Origin of the sequence: Inhella gelatinilytica, from assembly GCF_016093295.1 — a bacterium.
In the GTDB taxonomy this organism is placed as follows: domain Bacteria; phylum Pseudomonadota; class Gammaproteobacteria; order Burkholderiales; family Burkholderiaceae_C; genus Inhella; species Inhella gelatinilytica.
In genome coordinates this window covers 115,287-135,195 of sequence record NZ_JAEDAL010000008.1, presented here as the reverse complement: position 1 = coordinate 135,195, position 19,909 = coordinate 115,287, and the positions used below count along the sequence as shown (strand labels likewise).

Genomic DNA, 19,909 nt, shown 5'->3' with positions numbered 1-19,909 from the left:
CTGAGCACCATGGCAAAGGTTTCGATCAAGCAGCGCGAGCAAAAGCGCGAAAAGCTGGTGGCCAAGTTCGCGAAAAAGTACGCTGAGCTGAAGGTCATTATCAATGACGCCAAGCGCAGTGACGAAGAGCGCTACGCCGCCCGCCTGGAGTTGCAGAAGCTGCCCCGCAACGCGAATCCGACCCGTCTGCGCAATCGTTGCGAGTTGACCGGTCGTGCGCGCGGCACTTTCCGCACCTTCGGTCTGGGTCGTAGCAAGATCCGTGAACTGGCGTTCAAGGGTGACATCCCCGGTGTCATCAAGGCCAGCTGGTAATCGGCAGGATTTGGAGATTTATCCATGAGCATGAGTGATCCGATCGCCGACATGCTGACTCGCATTCGCAATGCGCAGTTGGTTGAAAAGTCGAGCGTGAGCATGCCCTCCTCCAAACTCAAGGTGGCGATTGCCAAGGTCTTGAAGGATGAGGGTTACATCGAGAACTTCGTGGTGCGCGGCGATGCGGCACGTCCGGAGCTCGAGATCGAGTTGAAGTATTACGCCGGTCGTCCGGTGATCGAGCGCATTGAGCGTGTGAGCCGTCCTGGCCTGCGCATCTACAAGGGCCGTCACGACATTCCGTCCGTGATGAACGGTCTGGGTGTTGCGATCATCACCACGCCCAAGGGCGTGATGACCGACCGCAAGGCGCGCGCTGCCGGTATCGGCGGCGAAGTGCTCTGCTACGTCGCCTAAGCGCTGGAGGTATCGCAATGTCCCGCGTTGGAAAAATGCCGGTCGCGATCCCGCAAGGCGTGGATGTGACCCTGAATAACGAACAGATCAGCATCAAAGGTGCCTTGGGCACGTTGGTGCGCCCGCAGAATGCGTTGGTCAAGGTGGCCAATGACAGCGGCAAGCTGAGCTTTACCCCGGCCGATGACTCGGCGGCTGCGAACGCCATGAGCGGCACCATGCGTGCTCTGGTGGCGAACATGGTCCACGGGGTCAGCAAGGGTTTTGAGCGCAAGCTCAACCTGGTCGGCGTGGGTTTCCGCGCTCAAGCCCAGGGCCAGAAGCTGAATCTGCAAATCGGTTTCTCTCATCCGGTGGTCAAGGAAATGCCGGCGGGTATCAAGGTGGAAACGCCGACCCAGACCGAAATCCTGATCAAGGGCTCTGACCGTCAGGTTGTGGGCCAGATCGCTGCTGAGGTGCGCGCCTTCCGTCCGCCCGAGCCCTACAAGGGCAAGGGCATCCGTTACTCGGACGAGAAGGTCTCCCTCAAAGAGACCAAGAAGAAGTAAGGAGACGCAAGATGCTGAACAAGAAAGAACAGCGTTTGCGCCGTGCGCGTCAAACCCGCGTGCGCATTGCTTTGCAAGTCAAGCCGCGTCTGACCGTCTTCCGCTCGAACCTGCACATCTACGCGAATTTGATTTCCGAAGATGGCAGCAAAGTGTTGGCGTCGGCCTCGACGGCCGAAAAGGAATTGCGCGACGCCTTGAAGGGCAACGGTGGCAACGTCGCCGCTGCTCAATTGGTGGGCAAGCGCATCGCCGAGAAGGCGAAGGCTGCTGGCGTCGAAGCCGTGGCGTTCGACCGTGCCGGTTACGCCTATCACGGTCGCATCAAGGCTTTGGCCGATGCGGCCCGTGAAGCCGGTCTGAAGTTCTAAGCGTTCGGGAGCAATAGAAATGGCAAAGTTTCAACCCCGCGTGCAGGACGAAGGTCGCGACGACGGTCTGCGCGAGAAGATGATTGCGGTGAACCGCGTCACCAAAGTGGTGAAGGGCGGTCGCATTCTCGGTTTCGCCGCCTTGACCGTGGTCGGTGATGGCGACGGCCGCATTGGCATGGGCAAGGGCAAGGCGCGTGAAGTGCCGGTGGCTGTGCAAAAGGCCATGGAATCGGCTCGTCGCAACATGATCAAAGTGAGCCTCCGGAACGGTTCGGTGCATCACAACGTCATGGGCGAACATGGCGCTTCTCGCGTCATGTTGGCTCCGGCTCCTGCCGGTACCGGCGTGATCGCCGGTGGCCCGATGCGCGCCGTGTTCGAAGTGATGGGCGTGACCGACATCGTGAGCAAGAGCCACGGTTCGACCAACCCCTACAACATGGTTCGTGCGACGCTGGATGCGCTGAAGCGCTCGAGCACGCCGGCCGAGGTCGCCGCCAAGCGCGGCAAGACCGTCGAAGAGTTGTTCAACTGATCGGCGGCGCTGGAGGACCTATGTCTGATAAGAAAACCGTGACGGTGAAGCTGGTTCGCAGCGTGGCCGGTACCCGCGAGTCGCACCGTGCGACGGTGCGAGGTCTGGGTCTGCGCAAGCTGAATAGCCAGAGCACCCTGGAAGACACCCCCGCAGTGCGCGGCATGATCGCCAAGGTTGCGTACCTGGTGCAAGTGCTCTGAGGAACTGACGATGGAACTGAATAACATCAAACCGGCCGCCGGTGCCAAGCACGCCAAGCGTCGCGTGGGTCGCGGCATTGGCTCGGGTCTGGGCAAGACCGCCGGTCGCGGCCACAAGGGGCAAAAGTCCCGTGCAGGCGGCTTCCACAAGGTGGGCTTCGAAGGCGGTCAAATGCCTTTGCAGCGTCGTCTGCCCAAGCGCGGTTTCAAGTCTGTGGCCTTGAAGTTTGCAGCTGAGGTCACCTTGGCCGATCTGCAACGTATCGGCGCTGAGGAGATCGATCTCCTGATTTTGAAAGCGGCAGGCTTGGTTGGTGAGCTGACCAAAACCGTGAAAGTTATCAAATCGGGTGAGTTGTCGCGCAAGGTGGCCCTGAAGGGGATCGGCGCGACGGCAGGTGCCAAGGCTGCGATTGAAGCAGCCGGCGGCACCGTCGCCTGATCGGCTCCGCAGCGGGTACGCGAGGTTTCGTGGCTTCTAACGCTCAACAGCTGGCACGCTCGGGTCGCTTCGGTGACCTCCAGCGGCGGCTCGTCTTTTTGATTCTGGCCCTGGTGGTCTACCGTATCGGTGCCCACGTTCCGGTGCCCGGAATTGACCCTGAACAGCTGCAGCAGATGTTCAAGGGTCAGCAAGGCGGCATTCTGAGCCTGTTCAATATGTTCTCCGGCGGGGCCCTTGAGCGCTTCACGGTGTTCGCATTGGGCATCATGCCGTACATCTCGGCGTCCATCGTCATCCAGCTGATGACGCATGTGATTCCGACGTTGGAGGCGCTCAAGAAAGAAGGCGAAGCGGGGCGTCGCAAGATCACCCAGTACACGCGTTACGGCACGGTGGGTTTGGCCTTGTTCCAGGCGGTTTCCATCGCACTGGCCCTGGAAAGCTCGCCGGGTCTGGTCTTGGCGCCAGGTCTGGGGTTTCGTGTCACGGCGGTTGCCAGCTTGGTTGCAGGGACCATGTTCCTGATGTGGCTGGGCGAGCAGATCACCGAACGAGGTCTGGGTAACGGAATCTCTATCTTGATCTTTGCCGGTATTGCTGCGGGCTTGCCCAGCGCGATCGGCGGGTTGATGGAGATGATTCGGACGGGTGCCATCGCCATCTTCTCGGCGCTGCTCATCGTGTCGCTGGTTTTGCTGGTGACTTGGGGGGTTGTGTTCGTGGAGCGTGGCCAGCGCAAGATTTTGGTCAATTACGCTAAACGTCAGGTCGGCAACAAGGTCTACGGTGGTCAATCGTCGCACTTGCCCCTGAAGTTGAACATGAGTGGCGTGATTCCCCCGATCTTCGCGTCGTCCATCATCTTGCTGCCGGCAACGGTGGTCAGCTGGTTCGCGACGGGTGACAGTCTGCGGTGGCTGAAGGATATGGCGGATGCTTTGCGTCCGGGACAACCGATTTACGTGCTGCTGTACGCTGGTGCCATTGTGTTTTTCTGCTTTTTCTACACGGCGTTGGTGTTCAACAGCCGCGAAACGGCGGATAACTTGAAGAAGAGTGGGGCGTTCGTGCCGGGCATCCGTCCGGGTGAGCAAACCGCGAAGCACATTGACAAGATTCTGGGGCGTCTGACCTTGGCCGGTGCGGTGTACATCACGGCGGTCTGTTTGTTGCCCGAGTTCTTGACGCTGAAGTACAACGTGCCGTTCTACTTTGGTGGCACCTCGCTGTTGATCATCGTGGTCGTCACGATGGATTTCTGGGCGCAGGTTCAGAGTTACGTGATGAGTCAGCAGTATGAATCGCTGCTGAAGAAGGCTAATTTCAAGGCAAGCTGAACTTCAGCAAGCCACCAATCAGTTTCGTAAAGGCATGGCCAAAGACGACGTCATTCAGATGCAGGGTGAGATCCTTGAGAACTTGCCCAACGCGACTTTTCGCGTCAAGCTTGAAAATGGGCACGTCGTTTTGGGCCATATCTCCGGGAAAATGCGGATGCACTACATCCGGATTCTCCCTGGGGACAAGGTCACCGTTGAGTTGACCCCGTACGACTTGAGTCGTGCTCGCATCGTGTTCCGGGCGAAGTGAGCGAAATCGAACCCGGGATGACGCGATCAAAAGCGCATAAGAGAAGGTCTAGGAGCAGAACATGAAAGTTTCGGCATCGGTCAAGAAGATGTGCCGCAATTGCAAGATCATCCGTCGCAAGGGCGTGGTGCGCGTGATCTGCACGGATCCGCGCCACAAGCAGCGTCAGGGCTAATCGCCCCCGCGGACGAGAACTAGAGGACAACCATGGCACGTATTGCTGGTATCAATATTCCGCCCCAGAAGCACACCGAAATCGGTTTGACTTCGATTTATGGCATTGGCCGTACCACCGCGCAGAAGATCTGCTCGGCCTGCGGCGTTCCGTTCGACAAGAAGGTCAAAGACCTCTCTGACTCCGAACTGGAAAAGATCCGTGACGAGATCGGCAAACTGACGATCGAAGGTGATCTGCGTCGCGAAATGTCGATCAACATCAAGCGTCTGATGGACCTGGGCTGCTACCGCGGCTTCCGTCATCGTCGCGGTCTGCCCCTGCGCGGTCAGCGCACCCGCACGAACGCCCGGACTCGCAAGGGTCCGCGTCGTGCCGCCATCACCGGCAAGAAGTAATCGCGGCAGCTAGGAAGAGAGAGCACTATGGCTAAGGCACCGAACAACGCCGCGCAACGCGTTCGCAAGAAGGTCCGTAAGAACGTCTCGGACGGTATCGCCCACGTTCACGCGTCGTTCAACAACACCATCATCACCATCACCGACCGTCAAGGCGGCGCCCTGAGCTGGGCTTCGTCGGGTGGTCAGGGTTTCAAGGGCTCGCGCAAGAGCACGCCCTACGCGGCTCAGGTGGCGGCGGATGTGGCGGGCCGTGCGGCCCAAGAACAGGGCATCAAGAACCTGGACGTCAAGATCAAGGGCCCAGGCCCGGGTCGTGAGTCGTCGGTTCGTGCGTTGGCTGCCCTCGGTATCCGTATCACGTCGATCAGCGATGTGACGCCGGTGCCGCACAACGGCTGCCGCCCGCAGAAACGTCGCCGCATCTAAGCGATCGACCGTCAGCAAGATTGCGAAAACTGAGCGATAATCGTCAGTTTTCCATGGCCGGTGGCCGCCTTCAGGGCGGCGCCGGCGCTTTTCGTTGGTTCAGTAGCTCTTGCCTGAACCAAAAGCCCACCGTCTGAGCGCACATCACAACACCCGCCAGACTCGCGTTGCCCTCCAGGGTGGCGTCAGATTGAAGAAGGACTCAAAGTGGCACGTTATCTCGGCCCCAAGGCCAAACTTTCCCGCCGCGAAGGCACGGACCTGTTCCTGAAGAGCGCCCGCCGCGCCATCAGCGACAAGGCCAAATTTGACAGCAAGCCGGGCCAGCATGGCCGCACCTCGGGTCAGCGCACCAGCGACTTCGGCCTGCAACTGCGTGAAAAGCAGAAGGTCAAGCGCATGTACGGCGTGCTGGAGCGTCAGTTCCGTCGCTATTTCGCTGAGGCCGAGCGCCGCAAGGGTTCGACCGGTGTCAACCTGCTGACGCTGCTGGAATCGCGGCTGGACAATGTGGTCTATCGCATGGGCTTTGGTTCGACCCGTGCTGAAGCTCGCCAACTGGTGTCGCACAAGAGCATCACCGTGAACGGCGCAACGGTGAACATCGCGTCCTACCTGGTGAAGGTGGGCGATGTGGTGGGCGTGCGCGAAAAAGCCAAGAAGCAGCTCCGTATCGTTGACGCCCTGAAGTTGGCCGAGTCGATCGGTTTCCCGGCTTGGGTCCAGGTCGAAGCCAGCAAGATGGAAGGCGTTTTCAAGAAGACGCCGGATCGCGATGAGTTTGGTGCCGACATCAACGAATCGCTGATCGTCGAGTTGTACTCGCGTTGATTGCCCGCTGGCGGCCGGACGCGGGGCAGACGTGCTCCGCAAATGCCGCCGACGTCCCTGCCGAGCGGTTGCACACCGCTCGGTCGGTCCATCAGCCGCCGGGTGTGCAACCGGTGGCATGAAAGAAAGAGCCCATGCAAACGAATTTGCTCAAACCCAAATCGATCAACGTCGAGCCCCTGGGCGGCCATCGCGCCAAGGTGACTTTGGAGCCTTTCGAGCGGGGCTACGGCCACACGCTGGGCAACGCGCTTCGGCGCGTGTTGTTGTCGTCGATGGTGGGTTATGCGCCGACGGAAGTGACCATCGCTGGCGTGCTGCATGAGTACTCCACCGTTGACGGCGTGCAAGAAGACGTGGTCGGCATCTTGCTGAACCTGAAGGGCGTGACCTTCCGTCTGCACAACCGTGACGAAGTCACCCTGATTCTTCGCAAAGAAGGCGAGGGCCCGGTGACGGCTGCGGACATTCAGACCCCGCATGATGTCGAGATCATCAATCCCGAGCAGGTGATTTGCCATCTGGCCCAGGGCGGCAAGATCGACATGCAAATCAAAGTGGAAAAGGGCCGCGGCTATGTGCCAGGCACTTTGCGTCGCTTTGGCGATGAGTCGACCAAAGCCATCGGTCGCATCGTGTTGGATGCCTCGTTCTCGCCGGTCAAGCGCGTGAGCTACGCCGTTGAAAACGCCCGTGTGGAACAGCGCACCGATTTGGACAAGTTGGTCATGGAAATCGAGACCAATGGCGCCATTTCGCCGGAGGAAACGATTCGTTCCTCGGCCAAGATTCTGGTCGAGCAACTGGCCGCCTTCGCTCAGTTGCAGGGCACTGACTTGGTCGACGCCTTTGACCAGCCGGCTCAGCGTGCTGCGTCCTTCGACCCGATCTTGCTGCGCCCGGTCGATGAGCTGGAGCTCACCGTCCGCTCGGCCAACTGCCTCAAGGCCGAAAACATTTACTACATCGGCGACCTGATTCAGCGCACCGAGACCGAGCTGCTCAAGACCCCGAACCTGGGTCGCAAGTCGCTCAACGAAATCAAGGAAGTGCTCGCATCGCGCGGCTTGACCTTGGGTTCGCGTCTCGAAAACTGGCCGCCCGTCGGTCTGGACAAGCGCTGAGCTGTCGCCACACAAGACTCGGGGCCTGAGCCCCTAGGTGCACCCCCCAGTACCTGATCCGGCTGGGGGCATTAATCAGATAGGAAAGGAAAAGCACCATGCGTCACCGTAACGGTCTGCGTAAACTGAACCGTACCAGCGAACACCGCGCCGCCATGCTGCGCAACATGTGTGTCTCGCTGCTGCGTCACGAAGCCATCAAAACCACCGTGCCCAAGGCCAAGGAACTGCGTCGCGTCGTCGAGCCGCTGATCACGCTGGCCAAGGAAGCGACGGTTGCCAATCGTCGCCTGGCGTTTGCCCGCCTGCGCGATCGTGACATCGTGAGCAAGCTGTTCAATGAGCTGGGCCCGCGTTTTGCGACCCGTCCGGGTGGCTACACCCGCATTTTGAAGATGGGCTTCCGGGTTGGCGACAATGCCCCCATGGCCTACGTCGAGCTGGTGGACCGCCCCGAGGTGGCCGCTGAAGCTCCGGCTGCGGAATAAGCCGCGGGCGCACTCCGCGTGAAATGAAAAGGGTCGGCTTGCCGGCCCTTTTTCTTTATCGAAGGAACAGCATGGTGACAAGGTTCTTGCAGCGCAGCTTTCTGGCTTTGGCCCTGCTGCTGGCTGCCTTGGGGGTGGGCGCTGAAGAATTTCTGGAGCCCGATCAGGCGTTCAAGTTGACGGCTCGCTCCCAGGGAGCGGCGCTGACCTTGCAGTTTGAGATCGCCCCAGGGTACTACCTCTACAGGGAACAGCTACGCGTAGCGGATGCCGCCGGCGTGGCGGCAGCGATTCGCCTACCCGATGGCAAGCGGAAATTCGACGAAACCTTCCAAAAGGAGGTTGAGGTCTATCGTGATCGATTGACCGTTGAAGTCCTGCAAGCGGGGGCAGTCGATGAGTGGCGCGTCACGGCGCAAGGTTGTGCGGACAAGGGCCTTTGCTACCCCCCAATTACGGTCGTGTTGAAACCTGCGGCTGGTGGGGCGTGGGTGATTCAGCCCACTGAACCGGATGCGACGGTTTTTGGCGCCGCACGCTGGATTGACGGGCCGCCAACACCTGCTGCGGTTAGCGGAAATCCAACGGCCGGGCCGTCCGATGATGGGTTGGCTGGCTTGCTCAGCGGTGGGCGCTGGTGGGCGGTGGCGCTCGGCTTCTTTTTGGCGGGGTTGGGCCTTTCGTTCACGCCTTGCGTGCTGCCGATGCTGCCCATTCTTTCAAGCATCATCGTTGGCGATTCGGCGGGGCAGGCCTCGCGCCGGCGGGGGCTGCTGCTGGCGGTCAGCTACAGCGCTGGAATGGTGCTTGTGTACACCGCCCTCGGTGTGGCTGCGGGCTTGGCCGGCGAGGGGCTGGCCGCGTATTTGCAGAAGCCGTGGGTCTTGCTCAGCTTTGCGGGGCTCATGGTTCTGTTGTCGCTGTCCATGTTTGGCGCCTATGACCTGCAGTTGCCCGCTGCTTGGCAGCAGCGGTTGACCGAAAGCAGCCAAGGCCTACCGGGTGGCAAGGCCCTGTCGGTGTTTGTGATGGGCGCGCTCTCGGCACTGATCGTGGGCCCGTGCGTGGCGCCACCGTTGGCTGGAGCGCTGCTCTACATCAGCCAATCCAAAGACGTTTGGCTGGGCGGCCTTGCGCTGTTTGTGATGGCGTGTGGCATGAGCGTTCCGCTGCTGTTGCTCGGCGCCTCAGCCGGCTCCCTGTTGCCGCGGGCGGGGGCCTGGATGGAGCGGGTCAAGCATGCGTTTGGCTTTGGATTGCTCGCCGTTGCGATCTGGCTGGCGCAGCCCGCACTGACGGGGTGGTTGATCCAAATCCTGTGGGGGACATGGTTGGCGGCCTTGGCTTGCATGCTGTGGTCCTTGGTTCCTCTGCAGCCCCGCCCCCTTCATTGGCTCCGAGGGGCGGCCGCGGCCCTGCTGGCGTTTGGTGCCTTTTCTCAATGGTGGGGTGCCGCAGTCGGGGGCACCGATCCGCTGCGGCCCCTAGCCACCACCACCGCCGCCGGTGTTTTGGGTGAGGTGGCACATCCGAAATTTGAGCGCGTCAAGACCGAGGCGGAGTTGAACGCACGACTGGCGAACAGTGCGGGCCGTCCGATCATTCTGGATTTCTACGCGGACTGGTGCGTGTCCTGCAAAGAGATGGAGCGTCTGACCTTTGCCAAGCCCGAGGTGGCGGCCAAGATGCAGCGTGCGCTGTTGTTGCAAGTGGATGTCACGGCCAACAGCGCGGATGATCGTGCGCTACTCAAGCGGTTTAACTTGTTCGGCCCGCCGGGCATCCTATTTTTTGACGCCAACGGCCAGGAGCTGACGGGCCTACGGGTCATTGGGTACCAGCCTCCCGAACGATTTATTCAGGTCTTGGCCGCCGCTGGACTCTAGACAGCGTAGAAATCCATGCTATAGTCACAGTCTCTGTCGCGGGGTGGAGCAGTCCGGTAGCTCGTTGGGCTCATAACCCAAAGGTCGTAGGTTCAAATCCTGCCCCCGCAACCAAGAAACTTGAGTCCCCACAAGGACTTAACAAAGCCCGCCAAGTGCGGGCTTTGTGCTTTTCGGCCCTTGTGACGGGATTTGTGACGAGGTCTGTGTCGTCACAAGATCGTTGACTGTGCAGAATGACTATTGGGTTCATGTGGCGGCATGCGATCAGGCCATAGCTGATGCCAGTCAGCTTTAGGCTGGTTGGTGCCCTCGATGGTTGAAGCTCAGATGACTGCTGGGGACTCAAAAGCCATCTTCGACAAGCCCGATGAGACGAGATCAATGCCTTTTGTGCGGCGCGGCTTGGCCACCTGCACCGAAACGAGTTTCCGAAACCTATTGCAAAGCTGTGGCTATTCGGGTGGGGTCAGGTTCGCATATCGCCGGTGCCGATGTCTCGGTGCTCCTGTCGTTGCTAGCTCTGTTGATGGCTCGACCCACTGCAGCGCTTGTCTGGGTCGCGATGGCGCTGGCCCGGTACCAGGCTGGCCAAGGATCAGTGACTCCGTCTCGGCCCGGAGGCAGGCAATACGCGAGCAAAGGACGACACCGTCACGTCGTCAGCGCTACTTGGTCGCAGTGATTGACGTCGTCGTACACCCCCGGATAAACAATGCCCACATTCCGATGGAAAGCCAGACCGTTGCCAGCGTGAGGGTGCACCCGGCTCGAAGGGGCAGCCGCCAGGTCCGTCAACGTTGCTAGCGAGACTGCCGGCGCGGCTTGCACCAGTGCCGACGGCGCTCTGGCTGTTCATTGCGTGGGGCCGTTACAGGCCTTACCATTGTCAACTAAAGGAGAGTTGACTCATGCTTTCGAACACGACGCAGCAACCGCAGCGAGAAGATCTGGAGCAACGCAGCGAGGTACGCGATGCCATTGCGCGTGGCCAACACGCCAATCCTGCAATGCAGCGCCTCCAGACCCGGATCCTGAAGGTCACTGACGCAAGCGAGGTCATCACGAGCTACGACCGGATGCACCATCGACATAACCGCTCGTAGTGGCTGTGTGGACTAGCGGGGTCCGACTGACCTCGTTCTTGGTCAAGGTCGCGTCCAGGTGCAATCTGGATTGCGATTACTGCTACGTCTACCACCATGCCGACCAAACCTGGCTGTCGATGCCACGGCTGCTGTCGCCACATAATCGTGAGGCTTTTGCGACACGACTGGCGTGCTATGTGGCGGATGCCGGCTTGCAGCGCTGTGTGGTTGTGCTTCACGGGGGCGAGCCATTGCTCATGGGCGTCACGGAGCTGGTTGCTTTTGCCGCCCAGCTCCGCGATGCGGTGGGAGTCAGCGCGCAACTCGATATCGGCCTTCAGACCAACGGTCTGCTGCTGACGCCAGAGGCGCTGGAGGAGCTCTCAAGAGCAGGCATCGGTATTTCGCTGAGCCTGGATGGCCCGAAGGAAGCCAATGACCTTCACCGCACATCCCGGCGGGGTCGTTCAAGTTTTGATCAGACGTATCGGGCCCTTCAACTGCTTCGAAGCGCGCCTGATGCGTTTGCTGGCGTGATAGCAGTCATCGACCCGCGTATCCCCCCGCGGCGGTTGCTTGAGTTTTTCAGCGAGCAGCAAGTTCCCCGCCTGGACTTCCTGTTGCCAGATGCTCACCACCAACGCCCGCCGCCGGGACGGTTCGAGCGCCCCGATCTGTACGAGAAGTGGCTTATCGAGGCCTTTGATCTTTGGTTCGATGAATACCCGACGTTGGAGGTTCGCACTTTCGAGGCCCTGCTGGACGCCGTGGCGGGCATGCCGTCGCAGACTGATGCGTTTGGCTTTGGCGATGTGAGCCTCATTACCGTCGAGACGGACGGCTCCTACCATGATCTCGATGTGCTGAAGGTGGTATCGCAGGGCGCGACCCGGCTTCACGGCACGGTCAGCGACACGCCCATTGCCGATGTGGCCGCCTCACCTGCCCTGGCTGCACATCGGGCACTCCTCTCGAAGGAAGGCCTGTGCCACACCTGCCGGAACTGCGACGTGGTCGACGTGTGTGGCGGCGGGTCAGTCCCACACCGATTTGGTGTGAACGGTTTCAAGAACCCGACGGTCTACTGCAAAGAGATGCGCGCGCTGATTCAGCACGTGCACTCGCGCGTTGCTGCGTCGCTCGTGGTACCTGCGCCCAATGGCGCTGCAGTCGGCTACGCAGGCGAGCTACGCGAATTTGAGTGCGCTGAAACCTCACACGGATCAGTTGCGGCGCTGTGGGCCGACGCCACAGCGGCCCAGGCGACAGCGCTGCGAAACGCCCTGCTTTTCCTCGTTAACTGCAACGACCAGTCCGAAGGAACAGCTGCCGCCCGGGTGCTGCTTGCGACTCCTAACGCTATTGATTCCCTCGCGCAGAGTCCGGGCGCAGTCGCCTGGAGCAACGCTCTATTGGCAAAGGAAAGCGGGCGCACCCTTGCTGCCGTTGATGGCAGCGTGCTTGAACTCGACGCACCCTACGCCCAATGGCTATTGGGAACGCTTCACGGCTCGCCAGAACCGTCGCCCGTGGTCCACGCGGCGGACCCCTGGCTCCGCCGGCCATTCGGCGGCGCGATCCATTTTGAAAGTCCTGATGTGATGCGGGGCGCGCTGCCGCTGTTACACGAAGCGCTTGGGATTCTGCAAGCGTGGCGCCCGGCGCTCGCGCACGAGTTGCGAATGATCTGCCGCGCCGTCCAGTTCATCCGGGACCCTGCGGCTGATCCGGACAAGATCGTGTCTTTCAGTGACAACGCAGTGCCCGGCGCGCTCTATGTCTCCGTGGTGCAACGCGGCGGACTGATCGATGCCTATGACTTGGCCGACTCTCTCCTCCACGAGTACCGCCATCAAAAGCTCTACCTGCTCGAGCGAGTCGCGCCGGTTGCCGTGCCGACCGCACAGAAGGTCGTCTCACCGTGGCGACAAGACCTGCGACCACCGTCAGGCCTCTTCCACGCGATCTTTGTCTTCGTCGAGCTCCGCCGTTTCTGGAAATACGTCCAATCGCTTGACCTGGATCGGCTCAACAGGCGGGCCCAGAATCAAGTGATGGATACGGACGCACGTCTGAGGGATGCGTTCAAGACGCTGGCTACTTGTCCGCTGACCAGCACCGGCCGCTCCCTCGCAGCCGTCTTGGAAACTGCGGCGCAGGAGTAGTCCGTGCGAGTCCCCAGAGCCCGGCTCCCACAAGATACTGCCCTCTGGCACGCATTCCTGCGTGACTACTTCTGCGACAAGGATGCGGTTGTCAAACAATCCGGTGAGAGCATCGATCTCCAGCTGCATTGGCCAAGCGCGGCTGATCGCCATGTCGATCCCGCGTTGGATGCTGGCCTGAGGTGGTGGGGTCGAGGAGTCACTCTGGGCTCCATGTGGGCAGCACGCTGGCGCGAAGGCAGCATCACGACGTCGTTGTACGACCAGTGGACGCTGCTGAGCTGGTCTGAATGGCTGGCACGCAAACAGCGCGGCGGCCTGGAGCGAACTGTCATCATGCACGTTGACGACCACCGCGACCTGGGATCGCCTCGGTTGCACCTCATCAATGGCAAGTTGGTCGACGCCATCACACATGACGTCGTGAAGCTGGATAAACCAGCGACTGTGATTCGAGCGATCGAAAGCGGCGCCATCGGCATGGGAAGTTTCATGACGCCGTTTCTGTGGCAATTCCCGGGAACCGAGGTCCGGCATCTATGCCAGCCACCGAAGATGACGGCTGAGGTGCGACGAGCGTACAGCCTCGGATTGGTTGCCGACACCCTGCTTGATCCAGTCGCGAGGCGGCCTGCTGTCGATCTTGTAGATGCGGCCGGCGGCTCAGGGAAATATCTCGGCACCTACGACGCGCAGAGCTGGACTGATGGCATCGAAGGGCTTTCAGCCCTGGTGCACATCGACATGGACTATTTCAACAACCGGTACGACGGCGATTCGGCCTGGACGGAGCGCAGTCCTCGGCTCGATCCAGACCTGCATGCGATGTACATAAAGGTCGATGAACTCGTGAAGGCCCTTGCGTCCTCGAAGGCGATCATCGAGGACGTCGCCATTGCGTACTCCCCGGGCTTCTTCCCCGGTGAATATTGGGAGCCTGTTGACCTTCGTTTGCGGGCCGAGTTGGCGCGCATCCTGTGATGGTTCGCACTACGACTACGCCCAAGCGCAAGCGCTCGGCCCGAGATACGCCCAAGCCGCGACCCGTGAAGCCGCGCACCAATGAGCCCAGGGTTTCGGCTAGCGATGTACTTCTGATCCCCGTCCCGGGCACGCCCGGCAAGGGCAAGGGCCCGGGCGGCGAAAAGTGGCGCATCGAGGTTGGGGGCGGGCGGGCCGGTGAGGTCTATATCAACGTGATTGACGAGCCCCCGCTTGGGTGCCATGCATCACTGCAGATCTATCTCAACATCAAGAGTCAGGGGCGCGGCATTGGCCGCATTGGGTATGCGAAGGCCTGCCAGTCGAGCGCCCACGAAACCATTTACGCCCACATGCGTCGGTCCAACGTCGCCTCTCGGCGAGCTGCCGAGGCGGCTGGATTCACAGACTGCACGCCACCAGGATTCAAGCAGCTAATCCTCCGCTGGAGACGAGCTACGGTACCGCCCGCTGCGTGATCGTACCGACCAATGAGGCATTCATCGTCATCCCCTGCTTGAACGAAGCGGGTTGCATTGAGGCAATGTGCAGGTCGCTCGGCTTCCGTGACGGCGCCGAGCCTTGCTGGCGCTTGGTCCTGGCCGATATCCAGCGGTCCTCGTCTCCTGGGTGCGTGCTGGTCGCTCGTGAAGTTCGGCGAGGCTATGTCTCTGCACGACGGGCTGGGATGGCGGCAGTCCGCGCGCAGGCCCAACACGAGCAACTCCGCGACGAGCTTGTGCTGGTCCTCCAAGCGGATGCTGACACAATCTATCTGCTCGGTTATGTCGCGACCATGCGCGATGCCCCCGGCGGTGTTCGCGGCCAGTTGCTGGAAGCGAACGCGGTGACAGGTCGGGATTCCAACCTCGATTTTCCCGGCTTAGCGAAGCTGTGCCGAGAGGTCGACAGCGAGATGGGGAAATGGTTCGCCTCGGAGGAAGACCAGGTCGTCGTCGATGACAAGGAGTGTGCGTTCCTCCTGGCAGACTATCTAGCGTGGGGGGAACATCAGGATGACCTTGACGATCGCGTCATTCCAATCTCGACTGAGACGAGAAGGCTCTATCTGCGTGCCAAGCGTTGCGCCACAGTCTCGCGCACCAGAGTGGAGGCCGCCGTTGCACTGCCCTCTCGCCGCCGACTCAGGACGCAGGCGCCTGGCTACTTCACTTGTTCAGGCTTTCCCCGACAGAGCGAATGGATGAATGCCAGCGGTGCACAGGACCAAGCCGATTCCTTCTTGATGTCGCCGGACCGCTGGCCTGGTCTGACCGCCTCATTCGCTCCAGGCAGAGGCATCAATTGGCGCTCTTCGCTCTGCTGCCTGCGGCGGTCGAGAAGCAGCCCAGCTTCCCTCAAGGCCTGGCTGCGCTCGCGCATAGGGTGAGAACCAGCTCCGTCGCCACGTCACCTCGTTTGTTGCGGTCGCTGCTGCTCAAGTTGGCTGACGATGAGCGCGGGCCTCTCGCCGCATTGCTGCAGCAAGGTCCACCTTATGACTGCGGGTAGCAGAGTAAGGCGGCAGCGTGCTCGCACTGCGTTCCATCGGCCATCTCAATGTGAGGGACCGGGAAGCGACTGAGGACCACGGTACGAAAACCGGGTAACTCGCGCGTCGGACCATCGCCGAAATGGGGGTGGCAGAGCACGCCATCAATGCCTACAAGGCGGCGCAGCAACTGCGCCTCCATCCCGACGTCGTCGGGAGCATCCGTGAAATCGAAGGGGTCATAAAAGACCAAGTCGAAGGGTGCTGCCAGAGCCGCTGTCCGCCAGTCGCCGAGGCAAGGCTGCACCCCTGGATGCTGAACTGCGAATTGCACAAGGTCACCATAGATGCCTGTGTCGATCTCTGCAATGTGGTGCTCGATAGGGCGAAGATGCTGTTGGATTAAGCCTGCAGAGATGCCGAGTCCAAACCCGATTTCCAGCACGCGCGTTGGGCGCACTACCTGTGCGACACAGCTAAAAAGTTCACGAAAATAAGGCGCTTCCGACCGAGACATGACCACTTGGCCTTGCCATATCAGGCGATCGGAGGTCTTCACGTCGAACGTCAAGCTGGTCGTGGTAATGATGCTCACCCGTAGTTCCGACGAAACTAGCTTACATGCTCAGGCTGACGCATCAGTCGGCCAACGCCGCCGATCCTTGTTGCATCAGAAGTGCCGAGTGTGTGATTGCCCAGAGTGACTGGTAGCTTTCCGAAAGCGAGAGTTCGGCGGTGGCGGGCGAAGGACCGGAGACGCTGCCAAGCCGACCTAGGCGCTCCAATTCCGATTTCTCACCTACCTGGACTAGTCGGGCGACGCTCCTTGATCCTCGGGGAGGTGCTCGACCAGATCTCCAATCGTGCATCTGAAATAGGTGCACAACCGGTCGAGCACATCGGTCCCGGTGCTGTAGCCCTTCTGGTTCAAGATCTTTGACAGTGTCGATCGGTTGATCTCGGTCGCCTCGGAGATCTCTTGCATAGTGATCCGACGAGAGTCGCGGAACTGCTTCTTCTCGAGTTGTTCGGCCAACTTAAAGCGAATCACTGGTTACTCTTTGTGCTCAAACGTGGAGAAAACTCCACAAAAGTGCTTGACAAGCGTCAGGCGTCGATTATTCTGATCATCAAGTGAGGCGTATTCGCGCCTTTTGATGAGTTTACTCGACAGGAGATTGCAATGAGCGCAACCTATCTCACCACCGACGAGCTATCGGCTCGCATCAAGTACGACGCGCGCACGATCCGTGAACGCCTGAAGGACAGCGTGCTGATCGAAGGGACGCATTACGTGCGGCCGTTCGGGGGGAGGAAGATCCTCTTCGTGTGGGAGACCATCGAGCGCGATATGTGCGTTGCCTCGAATGAGGGGGCGATTGGTCTGCCCATGGCTAATGGGGGAGTGCTCCATGGCTAAGGTCACCGTTCGAAAAGAGACAGGAAAGCTGGTAATCGACTTCACCTTTCGAGGTGTGCGGTGCCGAGAGCAAACCGCCTTGCCCGATACGCCAAGCAATCGGAAGCGTGCCGCGGCTGCACTGAAGCGTTTGAAGGATGCGCTCGCGGATGGTTCGTTCAACTACGCGGAGTTCTTTCCGGGAAGCAGCATTGCGTCGCGATTCGTCCCAGAACGTCCAAGCCGAACGGAGTCTGAAGATTCGTTGACAGTGCCTCCTATTCCGTGCGCACCGCCGGCCCCGGCTACCCCCGTCTTCCGCGACTTCATCGCCACTTGGCTTGAAGAGCACCAGATCGAATGGCGGCGCTCGCACATCAAGGTGTTGAACTCCACCATTGAAGGCCATCTGCTCCCGGCCTTTGGCCAATTGGCGGTGGGGGCCATCTCCAAGGCGGATATCTTGGCCTTCCGGACGAAGCTGGCGGCCTTGCCTGGACGCACAGGTAAGAGCCTGAGCGCCAAGCGCATCAACGGCATCTTGGCGACCCTGCGGCAAGTGCTCAATGAAGCTGCGGATCGATTTGGCTTCGTGTCGCCGTGCGCCACGTTGAAGCCGCTCAAGGTTCGCAAGAGTGACATTGAACCATTCACCTTGGACCAAGTGCAGCAAATCATCGCTGTGGTGCGTCGTGACTATCGTGATTACTTCATCACTCGCTTTTTCACGGGGATGCGTACCGGCGAGGTCCACGGTCTGAAGTGGAAATACGTGGACTTCGCCAATCGCCTCATCCTGATCCGTGAAACCTTTGTGCTTGGGGAGGATGAGTACACCAAGACGGATAGTTCTCAGCGCGAGATCCAGATGTCCCAACCGGTGTTCGATGCGTTGACACGTCAATACGCCGCCACGGGGAAGCTCTCTGAGTACGTGTTCTGCAACCGCGAGGGATCGCCCTTGGACAACAAGAACTTCAGCGACCGGGTTTGGTATCCCTTGCTGCGCCATCTGGACTTGAAGTCGCGTCGCCCGTATCAGATGCGGCACACCGCAGCTACGCTGTGGCTCGCATCGGGCGAGGCCCCAGAGTGGATCGCGCGTCAACTCGGGCATGCCAACACGCAGATGCTGTTCCAGGTCTACAGTCGCTACGTCCCCAACCTCACTCGGCGCGATGGCTCGGCCATTGACCGTCTGCTGGCCAGCCGCTTTGCGTCGGGTGATCCGCATCATGCGGGCCCGCCGCTGGCAAGCGCCCCTCCAAGCAATCAGACCACCACGGCACCTCGATCACCCATGGCGCAAACGCGGCCGCAGCCCGTTGTGCCTGTGAAGCCCGCAGGGCAGGGTGTGTCGACCAGTGTGAACAGCGCGCCACCACCTGCCAACGAGCGCTGGCGCCGCGTGGCCTAGCGACAAAGCGAAACGGGCATAAGCGTCAACCCAGAAAGCCGCTTAGATCGCCCACCGGAATGGGCTCAATAGCAGAGCGGCCGGTACCCACTCACCACAAACCACCGCACGTGGTCGTCAACCCTTGGGCGCGACCGCGGGGCGAACTCACGTCCAAAACCCACCGAGTCACATTGAGGTCCTCATGCAACGTACCAAGAAGTTTCCGGGTCAATCTCAAGAAGGCACAACTGATGCCTCCAGCCCCCAGCTCTCCTTTGACGGCATGGCTGCGGCGGAGTCGAACACCCAGCCGGGACACAAGGCCCTGCTAGCGCCGAAAGGAGTGCGACGACCCATCGCAGCGAATGGGGGTGGGATGCCTCACTCATGCCTGTCAATGATGATCTTGCTGCGGGGTGTGGATGCAGAGGTACACGCGGCGTTTGAGCGAGATTTGACGGCTATCGCTAATGTCGCCGAAATGACTGCCCGGGCGGAGCAATGCTGCTGGCGCTTCACAGCGCGAAAGGGGCATGTCACCACCCAGCACTTGGGCCTGATCCTGGCCTGGCTCCACTGCCGCCCGGAAGTGGCGATTGTGCGCATGCGTCGCGGTCACTCCTTTGTGCACCCCATTTCATTCGATTGCGGCACAGGCTGGAGTTCGATCGCGGGCATTGGTCAAGTCGAGGCACCTGTCCAAGCCCAAAAGCGTCGCGCAGCCAACGACGACTTGTTTGCGGTCGATGAGTGTCCCAACCCTGAGGACGAGTCCCAAGAGATTTGGGTGTACGAGCAAGGGGAGTAATTCGAATGAATGCCAGCATGAACCCAACCCATTCGGGTGCAGTCAATCGTTTGCCGCACCGGTCGTCCGAGCCTGCAATCTGGGACCAGACGCAATCACGCTATTGCCCAGCGCGTTCGCCTGTGGATGCTTGGCTAGAGCTTGAGGACCTGTGTTGGCGACTGCGCCACGCGGGTGTTGCTCTCCACTTTGGGAATGGCCAGCTTCGACTTGTGGGCTTCAAGGTCGCACGTCTGCCGCGAGATTTGCGCAGTGCCATTGAAAACACCGACACATATGGCTGGTGGGTGGACTCCGACACGCTGAAACCCGCAGCGCACAGCTGGATGGAGTGCGGTTCCGTTGTAGCGACCCTGCATACTGAAGGCATCGACTTGGTGCTCACTTTGCCATCACCTTCTTTGGTGAGTCGGTTCCCGGCCTGCGATGAGCTGATGCTCCTGCATGCGGCCTTCGTGATCGCAATGTCCCATCGGGGCCTGTCATGAAGGCCCCGAACCAAGGAAATGGGTTCCATTACGACGCTGCGCTGCGTGCACCGTGGGGACTATGTGTTGGATATCTCGGGCAATTGAATCAACCAGATCGGGCTTCGTCTCGGCCCAATTCGGAGTGTGAACATGTCTGCTTGACCGTTCCGGCCAGAGCGGGCTACGTCACCCGACAACCTTGTGGCCACAGCCCTGGGCGCAAGCGAGTCACCGTTCGGCGGTGGTCACCTTGGGCCTCTCGTCTGCGCAAGCCCAAGCGGATGGTTGGGCCATAGGCACGTGGATTCTGTTGACCTTGCACCGGGCGCATCCGGATGCATTT

At 60.4% G+C, this 19,909-nt stretch carries 26 protein-coding genes and 1 tRNA gene; 25 read left to right on the top strand and 2 right to left on the bottom strand.

Annotated elements, in window-relative coordinates:
* Window positions 1–9 precede the first annotated feature (9 nt).
* The 21 genes from rpsN to I7X43_RS14215 all read left to right on the top strand — a co-directional run bounded on the left by rpsN (window position 10) and on the right by I7X43_RS14215 (window position 15,388).
* On the top strand, window positions 10–315 hold the full coding sequence (gene rpsN / locus I7X43_RS14315) for a 30S ribosomal protein S14 (protein ID WP_198101634.1): 306 nt from the start codon (window positions 10–12) through the stop codon (window positions 313–315).
* Window positions 316–339: 24 nt separating this feature from the next.
* The gene (rpsH, locus tag I7X43_RS14310; RefSeq protein ID WP_198101633.1) at window positions 340–735 is read left to right on the top strand and encodes a 30S ribosomal protein S8; all 396 of its coding nucleotides are present in this window, start codon (window positions 340–342) and stop codon (window positions 733–735) included.
* A 17-nt stretch (window positions 736–752) separates the two neighbouring features.
* The gene (rplF, locus tag I7X43_RS14305; protein WP_198101632.1) at window positions 753–1,286 is read left to right on the top strand and encodes a 50S ribosomal protein L6; all 534 of its coding nucleotides are present in this window, start codon (window positions 753–755) and stop codon (window positions 1,284–1,286) included.
* Window positions 1,287–1,297: 11 nt separating this feature from the next.
* On the top strand, window positions 1,298–1,657 hold the full coding sequence (gene rplR, locus I7X43_RS14300) for a 50S ribosomal protein L18 (protein ID WP_198101631.1): 360 nt from the start codon (window positions 1,298–1,300) through the stop codon (window positions 1,655–1,657).
* A 19-nt stretch (window positions 1,658–1,676) separates the two neighbouring features.
* Window positions 1,677–2,195: a 30S ribosomal protein S5 gene (gene rpsE / locus I7X43_RS14295; protein ID WP_198101630.1), complete on the top strand. Its 519-nt coding sequence runs from the start codon at window positions 1,677–1,679 to the stop codon at window positions 2,193–2,195.
* A 20-nt stretch (window positions 2,196–2,215) separates the two neighbouring features.
* Complete coding sequence (rpmD, locus tag I7X43_RS14290; protein WP_198101629.1) at window positions 2,216–2,398, top strand: 50S ribosomal protein L30; 183 nt, start codon at window positions 2,216–2,218, stop codon at window positions 2,396–2,398.
* A gap of 10 nt (window positions 2,399–2,408) precedes the next feature.
* Window positions 2,409–2,840: a 50S ribosomal protein L15 gene (gene rplO, locus I7X43_RS14285; RefSeq protein ID WP_198101628.1), complete on the top strand. Its 432-nt coding sequence runs from the start codon at window positions 2,409–2,411 to the stop codon at window positions 2,838–2,840.
* Between the two features lie 29 nt (window positions 2,841–2,869).
* Window positions 2,870–4,180 carry a preprotein translocase subunit SecY gene (gene secY / locus I7X43_RS14280; protein ID WP_198101627.1) on the top strand — a complete coding sequence of 437 codons (1,311 nt, stop codon included), beginning with the start codon at window positions 2,870–2,872 and terminating at the stop codon, window positions 4,178–4,180.
* Window positions 4,181–4,214: 34 nt separating this feature from the next.
* The gene (gene infA / locus I7X43_RS14275) at window positions 4,215–4,433 is read left to right on the top strand and encodes a translation initiation factor IF-1 (protein WP_009855680.1); all 219 of its coding nucleotides are present in this window, start codon (window positions 4,215–4,217) and stop codon (window positions 4,431–4,433) included.
* Window positions 4,434–4,494: 61 nt separating this feature from the next.
* Window positions 4,495–4,608, top strand: coding sequence for a 50S ribosomal protein L36 (rpmJ, locus tag I7X43_RS14270; RefSeq protein ID WP_035036301.1), 114 nt, complete (start codon window positions 4,495–4,497; stop codon window positions 4,606–4,608).
* Window positions 4,609–4,640: 32 nt separating this feature from the next.
* Window positions 4,641–5,006 (top strand): 30S ribosomal protein S13, encoded by a 366-nt coding sequence (gene rpsM / locus I7X43_RS14265; RefSeq protein ID WP_198101626.1) that lies wholly within the window; start codon window positions 4,641–4,643, stop codon window positions 5,004–5,006.
* Window positions 5,007–5,033: 27 nt separating this feature from the next.
* Window positions 5,034–5,435 (top strand): 30S ribosomal protein S11, encoded by a 402-nt coding sequence (rpsK, locus tag I7X43_RS14260; RefSeq protein WP_198101625.1) that lies wholly within the window; start codon window positions 5,034–5,036, stop codon window positions 5,433–5,435.
* A 207-nt stretch (window positions 5,436–5,642) separates the two neighbouring features.
* The gene (gene rpsD / locus I7X43_RS14255) at window positions 5,643–6,266 is read left to right on the top strand and encodes a 30S ribosomal protein S4 (protein ID WP_198101624.1); all 624 of its coding nucleotides are present in this window, start codon (window positions 5,643–5,645) and stop codon (window positions 6,264–6,266) included.
* 134 nt (window positions 6,267–6,400) lie between these two features.
* Window positions 6,401–7,390 carry a DNA-directed RNA polymerase subunit alpha gene (locus I7X43_RS14250; protein WP_198101623.1) on the top strand — a complete coding sequence of 330 codons (990 nt, stop codon included), beginning with the start codon at window positions 6,401–6,403 and terminating at the stop codon, window positions 7,388–7,390.
* Between the two features lie 98 nt (window positions 7,391–7,488).
* A complete protein-coding gene (rplQ, locus tag I7X43_RS14245) occupies window positions 7,489–7,878 on the top strand; it encodes a 50S ribosomal protein L17 (protein WP_198101622.1) in 390 nt (129 codons plus the stop codon).
* 71 nt (window positions 7,879–7,949) lie between these two features.
* Window positions 7,950–9,764, top strand: coding sequence for a protein-disulfide reductase DsbD (gene dsbD / locus I7X43_RS14240; protein ID WP_246480429.1), 1,815 nt, complete (start codon window positions 7,950–7,952; stop codon window positions 9,762–9,764).
* Window positions 9,765–9,801: 37 nt separating this feature from the next.
* Window positions 9,802–9,878: transfer RNA gene (locus I7X43_RS14235), tRNA-Met, on the top strand.
* Between the two features lie 797 nt (window positions 9,879–10,675).
* Window positions 10,676–10,870: a YhhA family cyclophane-containing RiPP gene (gene yhhA, locus I7X43_RS14230; protein WP_198101620.1), complete on the top strand. Its 195-nt coding sequence runs from the start codon at window positions 10,676–10,678 to the stop codon at window positions 10,868–10,870.
* Window positions 10,871–10,908: 38 nt separating this feature from the next.
* Window positions 10,909–13,017: a cyclophane-forming radical SAM/SPASM peptide maturase YhhB gene (yhhB, locus tag I7X43_RS14225; RefSeq protein ID WP_198101619.1), complete on the top strand. Its 2,109-nt coding sequence runs from the start codon at window positions 10,909–10,911 to the stop codon at window positions 13,015–13,017.
* Between the two features lie 213 nt (window positions 13,018–13,230).
* Window positions 13,231–13,998 (top strand): hypothetical protein, encoded by a 768-nt coding sequence (locus tag I7X43_RS14220; protein WP_198101618.1) that lies wholly within the window; start codon window positions 13,231–13,233, stop codon window positions 13,996–13,998.
* Between the two features lie 688 nt (window positions 13,999–14,686).
* The gene (locus I7X43_RS14215; protein ID WP_198101617.1) at window positions 14,687–15,388 is read left to right on the top strand and encodes a hypothetical protein; all 702 of its coding nucleotides are present in this window, start codon (window positions 14,687–14,689) and stop codon (window positions 15,386–15,388) included.
* A gap of 106 nt (window positions 15,389–15,494) precedes the next feature.
* Here I7X43_RS14215 and I7X43_RS14210 read toward each other — a convergent pair whose 3' ends face one another.
* Window positions 15,495–16,085, bottom strand: coding sequence for a polyamine aminopropyltransferase (locus I7X43_RS14210; RefSeq protein WP_198101616.1), 591 nt, complete (start codon window positions 16,083–16,085; stop codon window positions 15,495–15,497).
* 213 nt (window positions 16,086–16,298) lie between these two features.
* Window positions 16,299–16,541 (bottom strand): helix-turn-helix domain-containing protein, encoded by a 243-nt coding sequence (locus tag I7X43_RS14205; RefSeq protein ID WP_198101615.1) that lies wholly within the window; start codon window positions 16,539–16,541, stop codon window positions 16,299–16,301.
* 132 nt (window positions 16,542–16,673) lie between these two features.
* On the opposite strand from I7X43_RS14205, the gene I7X43_RS14200 reads away from it, so the two are divergent.
* The 4 genes from I7X43_RS14200 (at window position 16,674) to I7X43_RS14185 (ending at window position 19,584) form a co-directional block, all read left to right on the top strand.
* Entirely contained in the window at window positions 16,674–16,910 is a 237-nt protein-coding gene (locus I7X43_RS14200; protein WP_198101614.1) for a hypothetical protein, read from the top strand.
* Window positions 16,903–18,306, top strand: a complete 1,404-nt coding sequence (locus tag I7X43_RS14195) for a tyrosine-type recombinase/integrase (RefSeq protein ID WP_198101613.1) — start codon at window positions 16,903–16,905, stop codon at window positions 18,304–18,306. The genes I7X43_RS14200 and I7X43_RS14195 overlap by 8 nt, the downstream gene beginning before the upstream one ends.
* Before the next feature lie 379 nt (window positions 18,307–18,685).
* Window positions 18,686–19,096 (top strand): hypothetical protein, encoded by a 411-nt coding sequence (locus I7X43_RS14190; protein ID WP_198101612.1) that lies wholly within the window; start codon window positions 18,686–18,688, stop codon window positions 19,094–19,096.
* 5 nt (window positions 19,097–19,101) lie between these two features.
* Window positions 19,102–19,584, top strand: a complete 483-nt coding sequence (locus I7X43_RS14185) for a hypothetical protein (RefSeq protein ID WP_198101611.1) — start codon at window positions 19,102–19,104, stop codon at window positions 19,582–19,584.
* The last annotated feature ends 325 nt before the right edge of the window (window positions 19,585–19,909 follow it).